Below are 21,062 nucleotides of genomic sequence, written 5' to 3' on the forward strand. Positions count from 1 at the left end.
GCTAGCTACCTACCTGAGTGGATAGATAGGCAGCTAGACAATCCGTTATTTAGGCTGCACTGTTTTTTAGCGTGGCCATATCAATCACGAAACGATAGCGCACATCGCCTTTTTCCATGCGCTCAAAACCTTCGTTAATGTTATTGATATCGAGCATCTCGATATCACAGGTAATGCCCTGATCGGCGCACAGCTTGAGCAGCTCTTCAGTCTCCGCAATGCCACCAATTAGTGAACCGGCAACCACACGACGCTTAAAGACCAAATTGAACGCTTCAATAGCAGGCTCAATGGGCTCTAACAAGCCGACAATGATATGGGTACCGTCATACTTCAACGACGTTAGGTAGGGGTTTAGATCGTGTTGGACAGGTACGGTGTCGAGCATGAAATCAAAGGTTTCAGCCACGGCATCCATTTGTGCCTGGTCGCTGGAAACCACCACGTGGTCTGCACCGTTACGCTTCGCTTCTTCAACCTTGGCGTCGGAACGGGTGAACACCGTGACTTCAGCGCCCAACGCTTTGGCCAATTTAACGCCCATGTGGCCTAAGCCACCCATACCGATCACACCGACTTTATGGCCTTTGCCCACGCCGTGATGCTTGAGCGGTGAGTAAGTCGTTACACCGGCGCATAGAATCGGCGCCGCTGAGGCCAGATCAATACCATCAGGCATCTGTAGCACAAAGTGCTCGCTCACCACGATGGAATCGGAGTAGCCACCCTGGGTTAGGGTGCCATCCTGACGATCTTCGCTGCCGTAGGTCATGGTGAAGCCTTCCAGGCAGTACTGCTCTACGCCATCTTTACAGGCAGCACAGGTACGGCATGAATCGACCATGCAACCGACACCCACCAGGTCACCGGCTTTAAAACGCGATACTTTATCGCCCACAGAGGTCACGCGTCCGACAATCTCATGGCCAGGTACGACGGGATACTGGCTCATGCCCCAGTCATTGCGAGCAAAATGCAGATCGCTGTGGCAGACACCACAGTAGAGAATTTCGATGGCGACGTCATCGGGGCGCGGCTGGCGACGATCAAAAGTAAACGGTGCTAAGGGCTTATCGGCAGCGAATGCGGCGTAGGATAATGCTTGGCTCATCGGTGAAACTCCTTATCAGCAAAAGACTGCCATATAAATCAGCAGACATTTCCCCGCATGCGAGGTATGCCGATAGTATTCGCCTAATCAGTGATGATAGCGATGAACGAAGCTACGTCATTTTTGCCAAATACTCCGACACCACGTAATAAAATAACAAAAAATAGCCATAAATCGTTATGATTATACAAAAACCACCAGAAACCCGAGAGAAACCCTCATGACCTCCACCGCTCAGGCTGGCAATGCGCTGGCTGCCGTTATCGCGCCACTGGTTAAAAGCGACGGAATCAATAACACGCAGCTACCCGGCGTGTCGTTACTCTGTTTAAGCCGCCATCAGGTACGTACGCCACTGCTCTATGAGCCGAGCCTGACCATCATTGCCCAGGGGCGTAAAATGGGTTATCTGGGTGATCGCGAAATCTATTACGACCCCGGCCACTACTTAGTGCAAACGCTACCACTGCCCTTTGAGTGCGAAACCTACGGCTCGCCGGAAGCCCCTTTGCTGGGTATATCGGTGCGCCTGGATCCGGCATTATTAAGCGAGATGGTGACAGCTATGGGCGATACCGGTCATCACGCCCAGGCACCGCTGCCAATGGCCTCGGTGGCCATGACAGAGGGCATGCAGGACGCCGTATGGCGCTTAGCGCGCACGCTAAACGTAGCGGTAGAGTGCAGCGCCATGGGCAACGCCCGCATTCGTGACGTGGTGTTTGAAGCGCTGAAGGGAGAACAGGGGCCTGCTTTACGGGCGCTCGTACTGGGGCATGGTAACTATTCACGCATTGTGCAGGTGCTCTCTAAGCTCCACACCCATTTTGCCGACGACTTTAGCGTGGAGCAGTTGGCAGCACAGGCCCATATGAGCCCCTCGACTTTTCACCAGCACTTTAAGCAAATTACCCGCTCATCACCGGCTCAGTACTTAAAGCGGTTGCGCCTAATCAAAGCGCAGCAGTTGCTGCTGCAGGATAATCACAACGTTAATCAGGCCGCTGCGGCGGTGGGTTACCGCAGCGTGCCTCAGTTTAGCCGTGACTATAAGCGCTACTTTGGCGAGCCCCCGCTTCAGCATCGCCGCCAGGAGCAAGCGTTACGCGCTTAAAACGAGATTTAATGCAGGGCTTATTTAGCAAACACCTGACTCATATCTTTAAACGCCTTGAACTCCAGGGCATTTCCGCAGGGGTCGAGCAGAAACATGGTGGCCTGCTCACCTACTTCGCCTTTAAAGCGAATATACGGCTCGATCACAAACTGCGTATCGCGCGATTTCAAGCGCTCGGCCAGGGCTTCCCACTCGTCCCACGCTAATATTACGCCAAAGTGCGGCACCGGGACGTTGTGCCCATCTACCGGATTAGTGTGGGCGCTCTCTTGCCCCGGCGTTTTGGGCTGCTCATGAATGACCAGTTGGTGGCCAAAGAAATTAAAGTCGACCCACTGCTCGCTGGAACGCCCCTCTTCCAGGCCAAACACATCGTTGTAAAACGCCCGCGCCAGCGCTACATCGTAAACAGGTATCGCCAGATGAAAGGGTGAAAGGCTCATGGTCATTCTCCACATTATTGGGTTTTATGAGGGTTAGCAGGCACTTTATGCAGCCCCGCTGTATTAATCCTAGGGCCGCTCATGGGAAAATAAAATCAATAACTATTTAGCTGATTCACAAAAAGGATTGATCAATGATCCGCGAGCTAAAAACGCTGATTGCGGTAGCACAGGAAGGCACCTTTGCCGCAGCGGGCAACAAAATTGGCCTGACTCAAGCGGCGGTAAGCGCACAAATGAAACGCCTTGAGGCAGAGTTGGGTATCCCACTGTTTGAGCGTAAAGGGCGTACCGCCATATTGACGCAGCGTGGGCAGGAAACGTTAAAGCAAGCTCATGCACTGCTCACCCTCTACAGCACACTGGGTGCGACGACTGCAGGCCAAGCCACCACTCAACGGGTCAACATTGGAGCCATCGCGTCCATACAGCGCTCGCTACTGCCCGATGCGCTGGCGCGCTTTCATCACACCTATAGCGAATGCCGCACCCGCGTGGTGCCAGGGCTCTCCATGGAGCTGGTGAATCAAGTCGACGCTGGGGAGCTGGATATGGCGGTGATTATTCGCCCGCCCTTTTCACTGCACAGCGATTTACGCTGGACGCCCCTTGCCCACGAGCCATTTCGTTTAATCGTGCCGCGCCATATTGAGGGCGATCACTGGCAGGAGCTGATCGCCCGCCAGCCGTTTGTCCGCTACGACCGTGCTTCCTTTGGGGGACGGCAGGTCGAACGCTTTCTGCGTGACAATCACTGCAATGTACGTGAAGTATGCGAAGTGGATGAACTAGAGGCCATCGTTAAACTGGTCGCCAAAGGGGTAGGCGTTGCTCTGGTGCCCCAAGCGATTGCACAGCAACCCTGGCCAGCGAAAGTGCGTGCGATTGATTTAGGCGAACGCACCTTTCACCGCGACATAGGGCTGATACATCCCAGTAGCGGCCATTTGAGCGAACCCGCCCGGGCGCTGGCCCAATTGATTGGCGAAATCGCCCAGCGGCCTGATAATGGCGCCTAAAATGTTTCTTTCAATATCAAAGGAGTAACTACATGAAACCAGAGGATCTGGAAAAGCTAGTGACGCGTACCATGCCCTTTGGCAAGTACGAGGGTCGGCTTATCGCTGACCTTCCCGGCCCTTATTTAAACTGGTTCGCTCGGGAGGGGTTTCCCTCCGGGGAAATTGGCCAACTGCTGCATCTGATGCACGAAATTGATCATAATGGGCTTGGCCCGTTGCTTGACCCACTGCGAAAAACGCCTAGCCAGCGTGGCGAAACTTAAGGCTGAGCGTTTTTATCTGCGTTCTCACGCTCGTCAAGAGCACCCTGAAACTCAGCGCGGTAAGCGGCCTCGTGCTGTGCGGTATCCGCAGGAAAGCGGCCTAAGGTGACCGCTAGTTCAAAAAAGCCAGCCGCAGGTAAATCGCCGCCTCGCCGGCTGACCACCAGTGCTGCGATGAAAGGCTTCTGCTGTGCGGCGTCTTCGCGCATTAACTGCTCTAACGCCTGAGTGACTTGAGCGATAGTCCGCGGCGGTGTTAGCGCTAGCGCGCTAGCCACCTGCTGATATGTCATTGGCAGGGCGTCACGCGGTGCGCTGAGCAGTAGCTGGCGAAGAGCGGCTACGTTATCGGTCATATATATCCTATCGTCAGGTTTTAACACGTTCACATTGCCCATTGACCCAGTGTTTGTGCTAAGAAATAGTTGTGCTAAGAATAGCGAAATACGCTGTGATAAGGAGAGAACATGGTAACGCGACTAACAACGGTACGCCCTCGTGGAGGCCGTTGGCCAGGCGTGCTAGCTGGCTTAGCCATTTTGCTGCTAGCGGTGGCGACCCTAATGATGGCGGGCTCCGGGCCTGCTTATCGGGGCGAATTTATCAGCCTAGGCGAGGCGTTCAACTTACTCCGTAACGGCGTTTATGCCGCTGGAGGAGCAGTCGCGGTCAGTATTGTCACGCTACTGTTTAGCCTGCTGGTTCATCGCTCTAGGCCCGCCTTAATAGCCACGCTGGTTATCGTCGCCGCTGCTGCACTGCTTTACGTACCCTGGCAGCATTGGCAACGCGCTCAACAAGTGCCCGCGATTCACGACATCACCACCGATACGCAGAACCCTCCTGTCTTTGAAGCGTTAGCTGACGCACGAGAAGCGGCGCCTAACGCGGTTGACTACCCGGGCGACGCCACCGCTCAGCAGCAGCAAGCAGCCTACCCTTATATCAAGCCGCTGGTCTTGGACGAGGCCCCACAAATGGTACTCGCTGCCGCACAAGCTGAGGCCGAAGAGGCTGGCTGGCGGATCGCACGAATTACCGACAACCACATAGAAGCCACCGCGACCACGCGCTGGTTTGGCTTTGAGGATGATGTGGTCATTCGCCTAACCGAGCTTGAGAACGGAGTACAGGTGGATATGCGCTCGGCATCACGTCTGGGTGCCAGCGACGTGGGCACCAACGCAGCGCGTATTGAAAAATTTTTAACGGCGCTGGAAGCGCGACTTGAGTGACCGCTTCAATAACGCCTTACTCACTCCCGTCAATGCAATGGATCACGTCTATTGCCGCCCTCGCGAGCTAAAATTTGCTCAGCATCCAGGGTGGCGATAGGCACTTGATGCTGGGTAGGAATATCACCCGTCAATTGAAGCGCCTGATAACGCAGAGCGCAAACGCGTAAAAACGAGGTAAAGTTACCCAAATCGTGCCCGGCGTCGATAGATTCATGATAAAGCCGAGTAATCATTTGGGCCGTGTTCATTCCATCACGCTGGGCAATCTCTTCGAGAATGTGCCAGAAGTAATTTTCCATTCGCACGCTGGTAACCATGCCATCGATACGCAGCGAGTGTGTCGCACTGCGCCACAGCTCTGGGTCGGCTTGAATAAACAGTTTACACATAGGCTGTCTCTCGGGGTGTTCGTAACCACACGCATTATCAGGAATCCTCTGATTAGAGCATAGCGGCAATTATTGGCACAGCAAACAAGAGCGCCCAGCGGGTGCTGGGCGCAAATTTCGTTAGGTTAGTGGGCCAAGCTCACTTATTCAGTAGCGCCATAAACTGCGCCAGCCAGGCTGGGTGGGCAGGCCATGCGGGGGCGGTGACCAGGTTGCCATCGGTTACCGCATCGGTCACTTCCAGGTTGGCAAAGTGGCCACCCGCAAGCTCTACTTCCGGCTGGCAGGCCGGGTAAGCGGAGCACTGCTTCCCTTCCAGTACTTTTGCAGCGGCTAATAGCTGAGCGCCGTGGCAAATCGCCGCCACGGGTTTATTGGTCTCAAAAAAGTGCTGAACCATGGTTAGCACCTCTTTGTTCAAACGAAGATATTCAGGTGCACGTCCACCAGGCACTACCAAGGCATCGTAATCGGCGGGATTAATGCTGGCAAAATCGGCATTCAGGGCAAAACGGTGGCCGGGCTTTTCGGAATAGGTTTGATCGCCTTCGAAGTCATGAATCGCCGTCGCCACAGTATCGCCCGAGGCTTTCCCGGGGCAAACTGCATCGACACGATGGCCGACTGCCATAAGTGCCTGAAATGGCACCATGGTTTCATAATCTTCAGTGAAATCGCCGGTGATCATTAAAATGCGCTTGCTGCTCATCTCAGTGCTCCTCTTGGTTATCTTATGGTTATTGATCGAGTGTTTGAGCACACGCAGGGCGTGTTAGATGAGACTAGCAAGCGCTTTCCGACAATAGGTAGTAATTGCTTACTACTGAGTCACTTTCTCCTGCTGCGGAAGCGCTAGATGCCGTTGCCCTGCCGCGTCGCCGACCCGAAAGCGCCCTACCAGTGAATGCATATCACCGGCACGATCATCCAGCGTATGGCTGGCAGTCGTCGCTTCTTGCACCAAGCGGGCGTTCTGGTGTGTCACCTGATCCAGCTGCGAAATTGCCTGGTTGATCTGATCAATACCAGCAGATTGCTCATGGGTCGCCCCAGCAATCTCGGTAACATAGCGCGTCACCTCTCCCAGGCTATCAATGATTTCCTGCAGGTGTTTGCTTGAGGCGTTTACCAGTTGCTCACCCTCGCTTACCTTGGCGACACTGTCGTCTACCAAATGACGAATTTGGGCCGCTTCATCGGCGCTACGTCCCGCTAATTTGCGCACTTCTTGGGCCACTACGGCAAACCCACGGCCCTGCTCACCCGCTCGCGCCGCTTCAACAGAAGCGTTGAGCGCCAGCAAGTTGGTTTGAAAAGCGATATCGTCAATGGCTTTGATGATCGAGGTAATCTTTTCGCTCGCCTCGCGGATATCACCCATTGCCGCCGTGGTGCGCGTTGATACCTCACCAGCGGCACGGGCACGCTGATCAACATTACCGCTAGCGTCTTTGGCTTGGTCAGCGTAATCAGCGGTCTGTTTCACCGTGGCCGTGATCTGCTCGAGGCTTGAAGCCGTTTCCGCCAACGATGCTGCCTGCTGGTCAGTACGCTGGGAGAGGTTTTCATTACCGGCGGCAATTTGTCGGCTGCTGGCCGCGATGGCTTCGGCACTTTCACGAATTTGTGCCACCATGCCTTCAAAAGTATTCATCATGTTGTTAAACGCTTGGGCAGTTTGGCCCACTTCATCATTGCGCTTAAGCTCTAGTCGCTTAGAAAGGTCAGCGTTTTCCCCTGCGGCTCCGCTGATGTTTTCCATTTGCTGGCGCATCGCCACTAGCGGGCCCAATACACGCACCATGGTACGCCAGCCAAAGATGGCAAGCAGCGCGATGACCGCCAGAGTAACCATAATCAGCAGTGAACGCCCGGCGTTGGCTAATGCTTCGGCCTGGGTCGCGGCGCTGTCCGCCTGAGCCACGGTAAATGCCTCCACGTCGCTCAGCGCCGTGCGCATCTGCGCCATGGCTTGGGCAACATTAGTGAGCGCCGCTTGCACCTGGGCGTTTAACTCTAACTGCTGTAAACGCAGCTCATAGACAGCGTTGTCATCGGATACCATCAACCCATCCAGCTCTACGATGACATCGTCTAGATCACTGATTTGCGCGCGCTGGTCTACTTCGGTGCTAGGCGCGTCGGCGATCGCCGCCAGTGATTGGCGAGCTAGACCCACCTGCTGGGCAATTTCATTGTGACGCAAATTGACCAGCGCATCGACGCTAGTCGTTTGCATCATCTGGCGGCCAAGATCTGACAGCTGCGCTAATGCCATGCGCGCATTGCCGCTCAGGCGTCCGATGTCCGCTTGCGCGGTAAACATATTGTCGAGCAATTGGGTCGGTAACGTGGTCATGCCATCTTCGCGCCAGGCTTCCACTAACTCGCGCTGTTCACGGTCACTGCGAACCTGTGCTAGCGCCGTCCGCCCGGCAATATCTTCGGCACTTAGTATTACTTGAGAAATAAGCGCTTGCATTGCACTGATGCGCTCAGCCATCTGGGTTTGTAGGCTCAGCTCTTCGCGGCGTACGGCTTCCAGCGCCGTATCTCCTTCCAGCAATGCTTGATAGTGGCTATCCAGCTCACTCAACCCTTGCGCTTGATCAACCCCATGGAGGCCTTGCCGTGCATCATTAAAACGCTCATCCAGTGCCGCTTGAGAGGTGGTCTCATCTAGATCAGTCACGCTTTCTGCGGCAAGCAAATCCGCATGGCGTTGACCAAATGCCCCCATGGTAAGCACCATGCCCATGCTGGCATCCTGAAGCGGCAATACTTCATTGGTAATATAACGCTGTGAGTCGATTAGCCGTTGGTTGGTCGTCCAACCGGTTGCCGCCAGCACCACAGCGCCTAGCACTGCGGCTAAGAACAGGCTGATCAACATCGCTCGAATACTTAAGGTTTTTTTCATTATCTGTTTTCACTTGTGTCAGGGGACAGACAGGTAACGTAAGCTTTAGGGCAACAGGCTTGCCCATTCCACCGACTCGAAACGGCCGTTTTTAATAATGGTTGGCCATACCGCATCACTGGCTTGATGGTCATTTGGCCCCAAGCTCAACGGCTCTTCCAAACCAATATCAACCGAGCCCAACCCAAGCAGACCATCCACAATCGCCTCACGGTCAGGGTTAGCACCGGCCGCTCTTACGCCCTCAACAAAGAGTTTTGCCGCCAAATAACCTTCCAGGGAAATAAAGTCAGGCTCACTACCACGGGCATGGGTTTCCAGCGCTTTGCGGTAGGCCTCAACGGCGGGCAGGTCAGCATTTAGCGGTGGGACGACTTGGGTAATAATGACGCCTTCCGCTAGATCGCCAAGTTCATCCATAAGTGCTTGGCTGCCCACAAAAGAAACGTTCAGAAATAGCGTATCAGGTAGGTCCTTTTTCGCTTCACGAATGAAGTCCGCTGCGGGGCCGTAAGTACCGACGATGATAACGGCGCGTGGTGTCACCGGCGCTTCCAGAATGGTCGCTAAGCCCTGGTGAATATTACGTGTACCACGAGTAAAGCGGCCATGAGCCAGTGCCGCGATATTGTCGACGCCATGGGCAGTTAATGCCTGGGTGGCACCATTGTATCCTGCATCGCCAAAGCTATCGTTCTGCGTAAAGAAGGCGATCTCCTCGGGCAAAACACCTGCCTCCAACAGCCCGCCCACCATGGCGGCGGTTTCTTGTACATAGCTTGCCCGGTAGTTAATCACGTAGCGGTCAGGCGGCGTTTTGCGCAGCACACCCGCGCCAGTAAAAGCGCCATACAGCAGCGTTTCATATTCATTAAAGATGGGAATAGTAACGGTGGCCGTCGGAGTGCCGACATTTCCGATCGCCGCGAGCACTTCATCCTCTTGAATCAACTGTCGGGTATTACTGGCGGCCTGCAGCGGTTTGTACTGATCATCCCGGGCAATTAACGCCAGGGTTTCACCATTAACCCCGCCTGCCTCGTTGACTTCGGCAAAGTAGGTCTCGATACCTTTTTGCATACCCAATCCTAGCGGTGCGGCCCCACCGCTGGAAGGAGCAACAATACCGAAACTCAGCTCTGCCTGCGCAAGAAGTGGAACAAACATTCCCACTGCTAATGCTATATTCGATAAGTATTTTCTTAATAAGACCTTTTGTGACAAGGCTTTTATTAACAACCCGATTCCCAATCGTTGCATTGATCTGCTCCTTGCTGGCTAGATCACTTCCCCACTACATAAATGGCAATATCGAATACGTGCAATGGTTAACACCGCACGCGTTCGAAATCACCAACCAGTTCTTATCTCTATCGGCGGGAGGATATACGACTAAAGATTAATTATCGTTGGTTGCTAAGTAACAAATATTACTTAGATTGTAACAGTTGATGTCACACCCGCCATTAGCGCAAAATTATGCTTTTAAGCAGGTCTTTCGATGGCAAAACGGTCACTGATACGGATGTAATCACTGCCTGCAAGCCGACCAACAGGTTTGAGTCGATCCATATCTACATGGCGACCATCCCACAGCGAATCGTCAATATGGATGGAGACAACCTGAGCCAGCACCAAAGTACCTGCTAGCGGCTGGTCACCAAAGCTAATCATATCGAATAGTTTGCAACCAAACGCCACGGGAGCGTTGGCAATGCGTGGCACGCTGACCCCAGGCATCTCAGCTTTTTCAAGGTCGGCCAGCGCAAACTCATCCTCTCCTGGCGGCAAGCTGGCGCTAGTGGTATTGAGCGCTTCTATCAACCCTTCACTACCCACATGTACGACACATTCAGGTACTTCTTTTAAATTGCGCACGGTATCTTTAAGTTCACCGCTACCATTCAGCAGTGGAGAAAACGCCAGCACCGGTGGATTCACGCTGACCACGTTAAAAAAGGAAAATGGCGCCAAATTGGTATTTCCTTGCTTATTCTGGGTAGACACCCAGGCAATAGGCCGGGGGCAAACAGTGCCCGACAGCAACCGATAAATAACCCCTGGGCTTAGTGGGGAATCATCCAATAGGTAGTCGCTCATTTTTGACTCCTGAGTAATGGGTTTAGGCGTATTATCAACCTATAACAGCTATCACTTTACAACAGCATTGCCAGCATAGACGCGTTTTACAAACATATGCTGCCCAGCAAGGAACCGATTCAATGAAAATTGTCATTGCTGATGATTATCAGGACTGTGTGCGCAGTTTAGACGCTTTCAAGCAGCTAGAAGGTCAAGAGGTAAAGGTTTATCACGATACGCTTACTGACCTGGATGCATTGAGCGCGCGCTTTCAGGATGCCGAGGCGTTGGTACTCATCCGTGAACGCACGCCTATCACGGCCGCCCTGCTTGAACGCTTGCCCAACCTGAAAGTCATTAGCCAAACGGGTGGTGGTGCAGCGCACGTGGATATGGAGGCTTGCCGCCGTCATGGCATCACTGTTATGACGGGCACTGGCTCGCCCTATGCGGCGGCAGAATTAACCTGGGGCTTGGTGCTTGCCGCGATGCGCCATATACCCGCAGAGGTCGAGAACCTGAAAGCGGGCCGTTGGCAGCGTACCTTAGGCACGGGCCTTAAAGGCCGCACCCTAGGCATTTTTGGCTATGGCAAAATCGGCAGCTTAGTAGCGCGCTATGGCCAGGCATTTGAAATGAACGTTTTGGTGTGGGGAAGAGAAGGCACCCGCCAGCGCGCTTCAGATGCTGGACTAGAGGTAGCCAAAAATCAGGCTGATTTGTTCCAGCGTGCGGATGTGCTCAGCCTACACCTTCGTTTAAACGACGATACTCGCGGTAACGTCAACGCTGAAACCCTCGACCAGATGAAGCCCACATCTCTGTTGGTGAATACCAGCCGTTCTCAGCTAGTGGCACCTGGGGCGCTGGAAAGAGCACTAAAAGCCGGGCGACCCGGTCAAGCTGCGGTAGACGTATTCGATGCAGAACCTGTATTCGAAAACTCACTGCTGGGACTGTCCAATCTGGTCGCCACACCACACCTTGGCTATGTGGAAAAGGATAGCTACGAGCTCTACTTTGGCGATGCGTTCAGTAACCTGCTGGCCTACATTAATGGTCAGCCCGTTAACAACCTAGCTGGCTAACCGGGCGCGCTAAAACGTGGGCTAAGCACCTAACGACCATCGCCTCTGTGCCAATTGTGCTAGCCTTATGGGTTCACGAGTAACACAGGGGCCATTAATGCTCACCATTTCTAGCAATGTTACCCTGGCTGATTGGGAGATTGATATTAGCCAGATTCGCGCCCAAGGCGCGGGCGGCCAGAACGTCAATAAAGTCGCTTCAGCGGTACATCTGCGCTTCGATATTCTTAGCTCAACACTGCCACCGCTGTACAAAGAGCGCTTAATGGCGCTGTCCGATCAGCGCATCAGTAAAGAGGGCGTGGTGATTATTAAAGCCCAGAGCCATCGTAAGCTTGAGCTGAATAAAGAGGATGCGTTGGCACGCTTAAAAGAACTGATACAGAGTGCCACCAAGCAGCAAAAAGCACGCCGTGCCACTAAGCCCACCAAAGGTTCACAGCGCCGCCGCGTCGATCACAAAACCCGTAAGGGCAAAATTAAATCGCTGCGCGGTAAGGTGTCGGCCTCTTAATGACTAAAGACGCCGCACCTCCTGCTCAGCGCCCCCTTTCGCCCTGCATACAAATCTGTCAGATTGAACCAACAACATCGGTGTGCGAAGGGTGTGGTCGCACGCTGGATGAAATTGCGGTTTGGGGCAGCATGACCGAGGCCGAAAAGACCCCGGTATGGGAACGCTTAATAGGCGAAGGCTATGTTTCTAACGGCTATGTTTCTAAAGGCAGGGCTTCCGGCGAGTGACGGTCGCGCAAGATATGGTGTAGCTCGCCACACGCGACCATCGGGTCATCACAGTTAATCACAATATCCGAGTGGGCCAATACATAGCTGCGGCCAGTAATGGTATTTTCCACTACCTGGTAAGCCCCTTCCTGATGGGTGCCAATGAAGGTGCCGATAAACCCCGTCTCACGCAGTGACACCGTCTCTAGCTTATCACCTACATTCAAACGCCCTTCGTAGTTCATTAGCGCTAGACGTGCCGAGGTGCCGGTGCCCGTTGTGCTGCGGCAAATAACGCCTGGATGAACGTAGGTCGTTGACCGTGAACGTGTATACCCCTCCCCTATCTGCTCTTCAGGCCCCATAAAGTGCAAAAATGGCAGAGGCCCCACATCGCCCAGAGTGTAGTGAGAAAAGCCCCGCTGCGCTTTTATTGCCTCAACAATTTTGTAGGCACACTCTGAAAGTGCGCGCTCCTCATCACGCACCAACTTAAAGCCCAGCTCGGTTGCATCGACCAAGGCGTAAAAGCCACCGCTATAGGCGATCGAATAGGTGACTTCGCCAATCCCCGGCACTTGAATCGTATCGCGATAGGTATCGATATAGCTGGGAAGGCCGCCACAAGTCACCGACTCCACCACACCGTTATGCACCTTCGCTTCGATTTGCACTAGCCCCGCCGGCGCTTCAAGCTTAAAGCGCTGTATGCCTTCCTGCTTGGGCACAATGCCGCTCTCCAGCACGGCCGTGGCGGTACACAGCGTGTTGGAGCCAGAGTAAATAGGGTACCCCATCACTTCCATAATGATGTAACCCGCCACCGCCTCAGGGTGAGTGGCCGGCACCAACAAATCGACCGACATTTCCGGGATGCCGTAGGGCTCTTCGAGCAGCAGGCGGCGCAAACCGTCGGCGTCATCACGCAGGTACTCCATCTGCTCGCGAACGGTGGCGCCAGGCAGAACATCAATACCCCCTGTGACGATACGGCTAACGTCACCACCGGCATGAGTGTCCATTAGCTGGATAGTATGAAGGTTATGCACTAGCGGCGCTCCTGAACGGCAGAAGAAGGATTTTCAAGGGCGAACGGCGCACCGTGAGATGCCCACTGAGCATCGGGAACAAGCACAATTTTGCCTAGATAATTGCTGCCCCGGTTAACAAAATAGCGCTCGGCGGCATGCAGGTCAGAAAGCTTAAAAGCGGCGTGAAGTACCGGTTTTAATTCCCCGCTGCGAATCCACGCCACCAGCTGTTCGGCCTCTTCTCGGGTGCCATGGGAAACGCCAAATATCTGTACTTGATAAAGATACACGCGGGTCCACATCATTTCGCTAAGGTTCCCACCGCTGGCACCGGCAATAGAGAGACGGGGGTAGCTCTTACGCCCCTGCATATCGACAATCATGGTGTCAATAAACAGGTTGGTCATCTCACCGCCGACCAAGTCCATCACCGCATCGATTGGTTTGCCGCCAGTGGTTTCCAGCACCCGGTCAACAAACGTCGGTAGGTCGCCACGATCAATGACCGCTTCTGCGCCTAGTGCTTTGAGCGCCTCGGCTTTATCTAACTGGCTAACGGCATACGGGATAGCGCCAACAATACGGCAGAGCTGAATGAGCGCAGTGCCCACACCGCCGCTGGCACCGCTGACCAGCACACGCTCGCCAGCACTCACCTTGGCGGCAGTCATCATGTGGTAAGCCGTTTGATAAGAGCACATGCCCATTGAGGCCAATTCAGCGTCGTGAAGCTCGGGGTTGGGCACGTGATAAAACTGATCAGCAGGCACAGCGATATACTCAGCAAAGCCGCCGTCGGCTCCATGGCCATAGTAATCCGGGGTTAGATTAATATCACGGCGTTCATCGGCGTAAATATTAAAATCCAGCAAACCTCGCTGACCAATGCGCTCAGCGTCAACGCCCTCTCCCACCGCCACTATGCGGCCAGCGACGTCGGCGCCTTGAATACGCGGGAAAGTTAAGGTTGGCGTACCTCCCATGGCAAAGGACGTGACATCGCCTTTGTCCTTGGTAGGGTACAGCCCTTCACGCGCTTTGCGATCAGTGTTGTTCTTCGCCGTGGCGGTCACCTGCACCAGCACTTCGCCCGCCTTGGGCTGCGGCGTGGCGACATCCTGATGGTATTCCAGCTTTTCGATACCGCCATGTCCGATCAAAAGCATAGCAGCCATTGTGGTGGGCACCGTGTGTGTTGTCTCGGCCATGGAGTGACTCCTAGGTTGGGCTAACGTCAAACTGCTAAAAATAGATTAGCTAAAAACAGGGACGCCAATCAGTACTGTGTGCAAGTAAAAGGCAAACACCACATACGCTACCAAGCCGACGAGTACGGTAACAATGGTGGCCATTTTATGGGTGCTGACGGGCGCGGGCGGTGCAAGACGGCCACGTTTTTTGGCGGCTTTGAACGCCAGGATAGCCCAGATAAGAAAGGCAGCAAAAAAGATAATATCACCCAAGCGACCGTTGGCCAGCAGGTGAGCAAAAGCCCAGACTTTCACCGCCAGCATCATCGGATGGCCAAGTTTGGCCTTAATCGCGTTATGCGGAATGTATGCCGCCACCAGCATAATAAAGGCCGGCACCATCAGCAGCGCCACCGCATGGCGCATTCCCATTGGCGGGTACCAGATATAGATGGGATCAAGGCGCATCTGGCCAAAACCGTATATAGCAATGGCCAGGCCAACGATGGATACCGCCGAATAGGCGACTTTCCAAGTGGTTTCGCCATGTTTCGCAATCTGCTGCTGACGCCAGTTTTCAGCAAAGATACGTACAGAGTGGCTGCCTAAAAAAATCAGCAGCCCGATAATCATAATCGTCATGGAACAACTCCCAGTGAAAACGCTAGTCGACGGCTTTATGCCTTATAGTCTTGGTCGCTGGAGAGGATGCCACACTCAGCCACCGACCACCTATGCATGGGTCAACTTTTTGTTTCCTGGAGTCGTTCTATGGGGAGACTAAACCCCGTCCTTAAAACCTGTCCTTAAAACCAATGCTTGCGCTTAAATAGCCAAATCATGACACCCGCAATACCCAACATGGCTCCCCAGACAAAAAAGTAGCCATACTGATAACGCAGCTCGGGCATATTTTCGAAGTTCATACCGTAAATCCCGGCAATAAACGTGAGCGGCACAAAAATCGCGGTAATCACCGTGAGCACCCGCATGGTGATATTTAGCTGGTGGGAGGAAATAGAGATATAGCCATCGATTAGGTCACCGCAAATGTCGTAGTACATTTGGGTCAATGTGTAGAGGCGTTCGAAGCGATCCGCTACATCGTTGATGGCGTGCAGGGTTTCGCTCTCTTCCCGCGGTAAATGCTCATAGTCATAAGCGGTGAGTTCTTGGGTAATCCCCTGGTGGTAGCTAAAGATGCGGCGCATTTTAACCAGCCGGGAACGGTAAGTGATGATCTTGCGCATTAGCACATCATTACCATTTTCCAGCAGCTCGTCTTCCAGATCGCTTAACGCCGTTTCGAACTCAAGCAGGCTATCGATATAAAAGCCCGCAGAAATATACATCACCCGCAGCGCGACATGTTCCGGCGAATGGGCCAGCAAGGCTTTACCGTGCTCGTTGAATAGCCGTTCTATGGAGAGCGCTTGGCCGGGATGGAGGGTGACCAGAAATCGCTCCCCCACAAAGAAACAGACCTGTTGAGGCAGATAGTTTAGTTCGGCATCAAAGGAGGAGATGCCACGATAAATAATCAAGGTGTGATTATCAAACTCTTCAATTTTTGGCGGATGGCGCTCTTTGTGGGCATCTTGAATCGCCATGGGGTGAAACTCAAACGCCTCTAAAATCGCCCGCTCGCTTTGTTGGGACTCGCCCTGCATATCGATCCAGATATGGCTGCCAGGCGTCGCCTGCCAGACAGCCAACAGGCTTTCATCCCCCTCGTGGGTCTCACCTTCAGGGGTAGTCAGAAGAGTTCGAATCATGGATGTCCTTGCGAATAGCTAGCGTTAAGTAGGCTAACAGCACACTCACCAGCGTTGAGGCGATTAACGCCCCGACGAATGGCCCCAAGGTAGGGACACTGCCCGGAAAACTGGCGGCCACCATCCCGGCGACCAAGCTTCCTTGGCTTAACCACCCTGGGAGAATGGCACCCAGCAGCCCCGCGATGCCACCTACAATGGCGGCCAGTGGCGTCATTCGTTGCCACAGGCCCAACAGCACAGGTACCACAATGGCAGCACACAGCAGGTCGGCAATCAAAAACAGACGCAGTACTGACAACCCCTGCAAGGCAATTAATACCACCGGTACCATTACTACCACTGTCACCCAGCGGGCAGCCACCAGTGATACGCCCTGCTGCTCGCTGCGCGCGACCACCAACGAGGCAATACCATTTTGCAGCGTATCAACACTGGAGGCCACCAAGGTCACCGCTAATACCAAGGCGGGTAGCGTCAGCCAAACAGGAGCATCACTTAACAGGGCAAAAAATGGCATCGGCGGCTCGCCTAATGGCACACCACTCATCGCGGCCAATACACCCAGACCACCAATCACCATGACGACGACTACCGTCATTGCGCCACCTAACCATGCCCCGCGCCCCAGGCTTTGATCGTCTTGAGCGGCCCACACGCGCTGCCAATAGCCTTGATGGAAGAGATTGGCCGCGGTAACCGCGATCACTAGCGTTAACGCTACGCTGAGCGCACTGGTGATGGGAATGGCAGGAAGCGCAGCCTCGTTGGGAATAGTGGGAAGCCGCCATAGGGCCATGCCACCGACCACACACAGCAGTACCAGTAACAACCACGCCTGCCAACGGTCAGTGGCAAGGCTGGCCCGTAGACCACCTGCCGCAGTATAGATGAGCGTGGTAAGCGCCACGCCAATAATCACCAGTGCGGGGGGCACATCGGAAAGCAGCGCGGTAATGGCGCCAATAGCGGTTAGCTCGGCAGCTAAAAAGCACGCCATATAGGCGATTGATACCAGCGTTACCCAGCGCCTTACACCAGGGCCATAGCACGCTTCAGCAAACTCGGCGATGCTGCGCCCCTCGGGCAACGCCCGGCGAATCTTCGGCCCATACAGTCCTAAGACGATAAACGGCAGCGCAGAGCCTAATGCATAGCCTGCCAGGGCCAGCGGGCCAACAAAGGCGCCGATTTCAGGAGGAGCAAAGAGAATCCATGCGCCCATGCCGGAGGCAAGGAAGGAGAGCCCCAGGGTAGATGCCGTTTGCGAGTTACGGGCGGTGACATAGTCATCAAGTGGGCCATTCACCCAGCGAGCCCGGAGGCCTAAGTAAGCAAAGCAGCACAGCGCCGCACCAAGCACGGCTAACGTTAGGTAAAGCATGTCGCACTTCCTCCGCCGGTACGAACCGGATCAGGTTCCAGGGTCTGCGTAGCCGCATCTCAGCCCTTTTATGCAGGGCTCCCCTGGCGACAGTGAATGTAGGTGTTTTGCTAAGCGCTTTTTCTAAGTACGTTTTTGGGTACTTTTCGAAGCGCTGTCTCAAGAACTATTCTCAATCAAAATCATAGCTTAGTAAAGTTAAGGTGCGCTGGTCGCCTCTTAGCGAGGCACTCGCCCCATCAGGTAGAACTCCTCATTGGGTGGCGTACCTGCCAGGGTAACCAACCGATTCGACAAGCCAAAAAACGCCGCGATCGCGCCTATATCCCAGCAATCCTCTTGGCTAAAGCCTACTTCCAGCAGGCGGGCAAGCCATTCATCAGTCATTTCACCCACATCGATGGCACAGTGCATGGCGAAATCGAGCATCACCCGGTGGCGCTCGCTAATCGGCGCCACCCGATGGTTGATCGCCACTTGGTCAGCGAGTAGCGGGTCTTTACTGTAAATGCGCACCAGTGCCCCGTGAGCAACCACACAATATAGGCAGCGATTACGTGCGCTGGTAGCCACTACAATCATCTCTTTTTCGGCTTTGGTGAGGGTATCTGATTCGCGCTCCATCAACGCATCGTGATAGGCAAAAAAAGCACGAAATTCAGCAGGGCGATGGGCCAACATCAGAAAGACATTGGGCACAAAACCCGCTTTACCCTGAACGGTCAAAATGGTACTGCGAATATCGTCAGGCAGGTCATCCAATGTTTCAGGCACGTTAAAACGACTTAATGATGAAGACATGCTCACCTCTTTCTTGTTAAGTTTAGCCATCTCATAAAAACGGCTTAGCGGTTGTGTAACAAAAAGCTGAATTAAGAGGCTTTTATTCAGCCGCCCTACTCGCCATACTGAAGATTCGTTCTGTGACAAAAAAACATGCGCTACTCTTAATAAACAGTTCGTTCAAAGGGACACTGTCATGAGCCATAACGAAGCCAAGGAACATACCCCCGGTCGTCTAAACGAGCTGTTTACTGACCCTTACCGAGCATTTGAAAATGATACCGATGAGCGTCAGCTGCACATTCGTATAATGCTACATATGCTGCTTGCCCGCCCAATGACACGGGGTCAAATGACACTTCGCGTCATTCATGGCTGGGAAAATGGCGGCTGTGAGCCCGAAGACCTCCAGCATGTCGACTATACTCTTGATGGCGTTCCTGACTTTAAGCGCGCTGTACAAGATTTTGAACACGCTTCTAAGCACAACACGCCGTTACCTGCCGACAATAGCGCCATTCTTGCCGCCCCGCTTGCCAATGCAATTGCAGACGCCGAAGCCGAAGGGCAAGACCTTACCAACGATATTCGCGAGACCCCTGCGCGCTGGCCAGCCTTTGAGGGTGGTTTGGCACTATATACGCTGTTTAAAATGTACCATCGGCTGATTTATGGCGAAGATGACACCTACCGCTGCACGCAGTGTGTAACTCCGCTGGGAATGCGCGAAATACATGAGTTTCACCTTGAAGAGGGTGAGTTTGCTCTGCTCGTCCCCCCCGCTGAACACTTTATGGGTAAGGAGTCGCTGTTAGTATTGCATGAAAGCCAGCTCGGCCCCATTGAACAGCTGCTTGAAGAGAGCCTTCCGCTGTTTGACAACTTTTAAGCCAGCCACCTGGCTTGATCTGCCAAGCGGTTAACCGACCTCGTTAGCAACTGGCCCCGCTTAAGCGGAGCCAGTTAGCGCCACTTTTTTAACCCAGTGAAATCGTGCTATTGATACCACTGGAAACATTTTCTGGTTCAAACCAACGCGCCGTCACCGTTTTTGTTTGTGTCCAGAACGCAATCGCCTGCTTACCATTAGGGCCCAAATCTCCCAATTTTGAAGCCCTTGAACCAGTGAAACTGAAGTAAGCGACCGGTACGGGAATTGGCACGTTAATACCAATTTGTCCAACGTCGATATCGGTTTCAAACCGGCGCGCTACCCAGCCTGAGTTAGTAAAGATGGAGGTACCGTTGCCGTTGGGATTGGCATTGATAAAGGCAATCGCTTCATCCAGGGTTTCAACGCTGACCACACACAGCACGGGGCCAAAAATCTCTTCCCGGTAAATCGTCATATCGGCGGTTACATCGGCAAACAGGGTCGGCCCCACGAAGTTACCGTTGGGGTAACCCTCTACCTGAACCTTGCGACCATCAACCATCAGTTTGGCGCCCTCTTTCTCCCCTGCATCGATTAAACGCAGTACACGGTCACGGGCAGCGGGAGACACCAGCGGCCCCAAATCCGCATCAAGCTGAGTGCCTGGGCCTACTTTCATTGCTCGCGCCGCATCGACAATATCGCTTAGCCACTCGCGCGCCTCGCCGACCAGTACCACCACCGAGTTTGCCATACAGCGTTGGCCCGCAGCACCAAAGGCTGAGCCCAGCAGGTTATTGATCGCCTGACTACGGTTAGCATCGGGCATCACCACACAGTGATTCTTGGCGCCCATCATCGCCTGCATGCGCTTGCCCGCCGCTGCCGCTCGGTTATACAGCAGCGACCCCACATGGGTAGAGCCGATGAACGAGAGCGCTTTGATATCCTGATGATCGGCAATTTGATTGGCCACGTCCGGGCCGCCGTGCACTACGTTGAGCACGCCCGCAGGAATACCCGCTTCGTGGGCTAGCTCCACTAAGCGCATGGTGGAGCTGGGATCCTGCTCAGAGGGCTTAAGCACAAAGGTATTACCGGTAGCAACCGCCAGCGGGAACATAAAGCAGGGCAACATAATCGGGAAGTTAAAGGCGGTAATCCCAGCCCCCACCCCCAGCGGTTGATGCATGGTGTAAACGTCTACCTCGTTGGCAGCATTTTCGGCTAATTCCCCCAACTGCAGCGAGGTAATCGAACAGGCGTGCTCTACCACTTCCAGACCACGACCCACTTCGCCTTCTGCATCGGGCAGGGTTTTACCGTGCTCTTCAGTAATCAGTGCCGCGAGTTCAGCGGTATTGTCACGAATCAGCGCCTGCAGCTTGAGCATAATGCGCATGCGCTTCCCCAACGGCACTTTACGCCACTCCTTGAACGCCTCTTTGGCACTACTGATAGCGCGTTCTACTTCGTCAGCGGTACAGAACGGCACTCGAGCCACCACCTCTTGTGTGGCGGGGTTGACCACATCGCGCCACTCCTGGCTTTGCGACTGCACGGGCTGGCCATCGATATACATGGGAATTTCGCGAACGGACATAGCGTTGCTCCTATTTATGGTTG

The 21,062-nt window shown here is 54.0% G+C and carries 23 protein-coding genes, 1 pseudogene and 1 riboswitch; of the genes and pseudogenes, 9 read left to right on the forward strand and 15 right to left on the reverse strand.

Annotation, left to right across the window (positions count from 1 at the left end):
* Positions 1-49: 49 nt before the first annotated feature.
* Positions 50-1,111, reverse strand: a complete 1,062-nt coding sequence (locus RO22_RS09970; protein WP_009288229.1) for an NAD(P)-dependent alcohol dehydrogenase — start codon at positions 1,109-1,111, stop codon at positions 50-52.
* A 220-nt stretch (positions 1,112-1,331) separates the two neighbouring features.
* Here RO22_RS09970 and RO22_RS09975 point away from each other — a divergent pair, with 220 nt between their 5' ends.
* The gene (locus RO22_RS09975) at positions 1,332-2,225 is read left to right on the forward strand and encodes an AraC family transcriptional regulator (protein ID WP_041158251.1); all 894 of its coding nucleotides are present in this window, start codon (positions 1,332-1,334) and stop codon (positions 2,223-2,225) included.
* A 20-nt stretch (positions 2,226-2,245) separates the two neighbouring features.
* Here RO22_RS09975 and RO22_RS09980 read toward each other — a convergent pair whose 3' ends face one another.
* Complete coding sequence (locus tag RO22_RS09980) at positions 2,246-2,671, reverse strand: VOC family protein (RefSeq protein WP_022522552.1); 426 nt, start codon at positions 2,669-2,671, stop codon at positions 2,246-2,248.
* 134 nt (positions 2,672-2,805) lie between these two features.
* On the opposite strand from RO22_RS09980, the gene RO22_RS09985 reads away from it, so the two are divergent.
* Positions 2,806-3,690, forward strand: coding sequence for a LysR family transcriptional regulator (locus RO22_RS09985; protein WP_041158252.1), 885 nt, complete (start codon positions 2,806-2,808; stop codon positions 3,688-3,690).
* A gap of 32 nt (positions 3,691-3,722) precedes the next feature.
* Entirely contained in the window at positions 3,723-3,956 is a 234-nt protein-coding gene (locus RO22_RS09990) for a DUF3820 family protein (RefSeq protein ID WP_022522550.1), read from the forward strand.
* Here the strand turns inward: RO22_RS09990 and RO22_RS09995 are convergent.
* Entirely contained in the window at positions 3,953-4,312 is a 360-nt protein-coding gene (locus RO22_RS09995; protein ID WP_041158253.1) for a hypothetical protein, read from the reverse strand. The genes RO22_RS09990 and RO22_RS09995 overlap by 4 nt on opposite strands.
* 111 nt (positions 4,313-4,423) lie before the next feature.
* Between RO22_RS09995 and RO22_RS10000 the strand changes: the two genes are divergently transcribed.
* Both RO22_RS10000 and RO22_RS25300 read left to right on the forward strand, forming a co-directional pair.
* Complete coding sequence (locus RO22_RS10000) at positions 4,424-5,191, forward strand: DUF1499 domain-containing protein (RefSeq protein WP_009288227.1); 768 nt, start codon at positions 4,424-4,426, stop codon at positions 5,189-5,191.
* Between the two features lie 107 nt (positions 5,192-5,298).
* Positions 5,299-5,361 carry a hypothetical protein gene (locus tag RO22_RS25300; RefSeq protein WP_350340063.1) on the forward strand — a complete coding sequence of 21 codons (63 nt, stop codon included), beginning with the start codon at positions 5,299-5,301 and terminating at the stop codon, positions 5,359-5,361.
* Here the strand turns inward: RO22_RS25300 and RO22_RS25305 are convergent.
* The 5 genes and pseudogenes from RO22_RS25305 to RO22_RS10025 form a co-directional block, all read right to left on the reverse strand.
* Positions 5,350-5,583 (reverse strand): annotated as a pseudogene (locus RO22_RS25305) (ribbon-helix-helix domain-containing protein); the annotation flags it as partial. The gene RO22_RS25300 and the pseudogene RO22_RS25305 overlap by 12 nt on opposite strands.
* Positions 5,584-5,722: 139 nt before the next feature.
* Positions 5,723-6,292: a DJ-1/PfpI family protein gene (locus RO22_RS10010; RefSeq protein ID WP_022522546.1), complete on the reverse strand. Its 570-nt coding sequence runs from the start codon at positions 6,290-6,292 to the stop codon at positions 5,723-5,725.
* 111 nt (positions 6,293-6,403) lie between these two features.
* The gene (locus RO22_RS10015; protein WP_009288225.1) at positions 6,404-8,503 is read right to left on the reverse strand and encodes a methyl-accepting chemotaxis protein; all 2,100 of its coding nucleotides are present in this window, start codon (positions 8,501-8,503) and stop codon (positions 6,404-6,406) included.
* Positions 8,504-8,548: 45 nt separating this feature from the next.
* Positions 8,549-9,670: an ABC transporter substrate-binding protein gene (locus RO22_RS10020; RefSeq protein ID WP_230803113.1), complete on the reverse strand. Its 1,122-nt coding sequence runs from the start codon at positions 9,668-9,670 to the stop codon at positions 8,549-8,551.
* 318 nt (positions 9,671-9,988) lie between these two features.
* Positions 9,989-10,603 (reverse strand): flavin reductase family protein, encoded by a 615-nt coding sequence (locus RO22_RS10025; RefSeq protein WP_022522543.1) that lies wholly within the window; start codon positions 10,601-10,603, stop codon positions 9,989-9,991.
* Positions 10,604-10,725: 122 nt separating this feature from the next.
* Between RO22_RS10025 and RO22_RS10030 the strand changes: the two genes are divergently transcribed.
* The 3 genes from RO22_RS10030 to RO22_RS24115 all read left to right on the forward strand — a co-directional run bounded on the left by RO22_RS10030 (position 10,726) and on the right by RO22_RS24115 (position 12,417).
* Positions 10,726-11,673 (forward strand): D-2-hydroxyacid dehydrogenase family protein, encoded by a 948-nt coding sequence (locus RO22_RS10030; protein ID WP_041158254.1) that lies wholly within the window; start codon positions 10,726-10,728, stop codon positions 11,671-11,673.
* Positions 11,674-11,770: 97 nt separating this feature from the next.
* Positions 11,771-12,187: an alternative ribosome rescue aminoacyl-tRNA hydrolase ArfB gene (arfB, locus tag RO22_RS10035; RefSeq protein WP_027960041.1), complete on the forward strand. Its 417-nt coding sequence runs from the start codon at positions 11,771-11,773 to the stop codon at positions 12,185-12,187.
* Positions 12,187-12,417: a DUF1289 domain-containing protein gene (locus RO22_RS24115; protein WP_084625311.1), complete on the forward strand. Its 231-nt coding sequence runs from the start codon at positions 12,187-12,189 to the stop codon at positions 12,415-12,417. Before arfB ends, RO22_RS24115 begins: the two co-directional genes overlap by 1 nt.
* Here RO22_RS24115 and RO22_RS10040 read toward each other — a convergent pair.
* From RO22_RS10040 to RO22_RS10065, 6 genes are all read right to left on the reverse strand, one after another.
* Positions 12,384-13,448 carry a proline racemase family protein gene (locus RO22_RS10040; RefSeq protein WP_009288221.1) on the reverse strand — a complete coding sequence of 355 codons (1,065 nt, stop codon included), beginning with the start codon at positions 13,446-13,448 and terminating at the stop codon, positions 12,384-12,386. The two genes, RO22_RS24115 and RO22_RS10040, sit on opposite strands and share 34 nt — an antisense overlap.
* Entirely contained in the window at positions 13,448-14,638 is a 1,191-nt protein-coding gene (locus RO22_RS10045) for a zinc-binding dehydrogenase (protein ID WP_022522539.1), read from the reverse strand. Before RO22_RS10045 ends, RO22_RS10040 begins: the two co-directional genes overlap by 1 nt.
* A 45-nt stretch (positions 14,639-14,683) precedes the next feature.
* Positions 14,684-15,262, reverse strand: coding sequence for an NnrU family protein (locus RO22_RS10050; RefSeq protein WP_009288219.1), 579 nt, complete (start codon positions 15,260-15,262; stop codon positions 14,684-14,686).
* 164 nt (positions 15,263-15,426) lie between these two features.
* Entirely contained in the window at positions 15,427-16,395 is a 969-nt protein-coding gene (corA, locus tag RO22_RS10055) for a magnesium/cobalt transporter CorA (RefSeq protein WP_022522538.1), read from the reverse strand.
* Complete coding sequence (locus tag RO22_RS10060; protein WP_009288217.1) at positions 16,367-17,779, reverse strand: sodium:solute symporter family transporter; 1,413 nt, start codon at positions 17,777-17,779, stop codon at positions 16,367-16,369. Before RO22_RS10060 ends, corA begins: the two co-directional genes overlap by 29 nt.
* Positions 17,769-17,874: riboswitch (TPP riboswitch) on the reverse strand. (Overlaps the previous gene by 11 nt.)
* A gap of 124 nt (positions 17,875-17,998) precedes the next feature.
* On the reverse strand, positions 17,999-18,580 hold the full coding sequence (locus tag RO22_RS10065) for a peroxidase-related enzyme (RefSeq protein ID WP_022522537.1): 582 nt from the start codon (positions 18,578-18,580) through the stop codon (positions 17,999-18,001).
* 178 nt (positions 18,581-18,758) lie between these two features.
* On the opposite strand from RO22_RS10065, the gene RO22_RS10070 reads away from it, so the two are divergent.
* Positions 18,759-19,451: a hypothetical protein gene (locus RO22_RS10070; RefSeq protein WP_009288215.1), complete on the forward strand. Its 693-nt coding sequence runs from the start codon at positions 18,759-18,761 to the stop codon at positions 19,449-19,451.
* Positions 19,452-19,539: 88 nt separating this feature from the next.
* Here the strand turns inward: RO22_RS10070 and RO22_RS10075 are convergent, their stop codons facing one another.
* Positions 19,540-21,039 carry a CoA-acylating methylmalonate-semialdehyde dehydrogenase gene (locus RO22_RS10075; protein WP_041158255.1) on the reverse strand — a complete coding sequence of 500 codons (1,500 nt, stop codon included), beginning with the start codon at positions 21,037-21,039 and terminating at the stop codon, positions 19,540-19,542.
* Positions 21,040-21,062: the final 23 nt, after the last annotated feature.

The sequence above is a fragment of the Halomonas sp. KHS3 genome (genome assembly GCF_000830495.1).
GTDB classification, from domain to species: Bacteria; Pseudomonadota; Gammaproteobacteria; order Pseudomonadales; family Halomonadaceae; genus Vreelandella; species Vreelandella titanicae.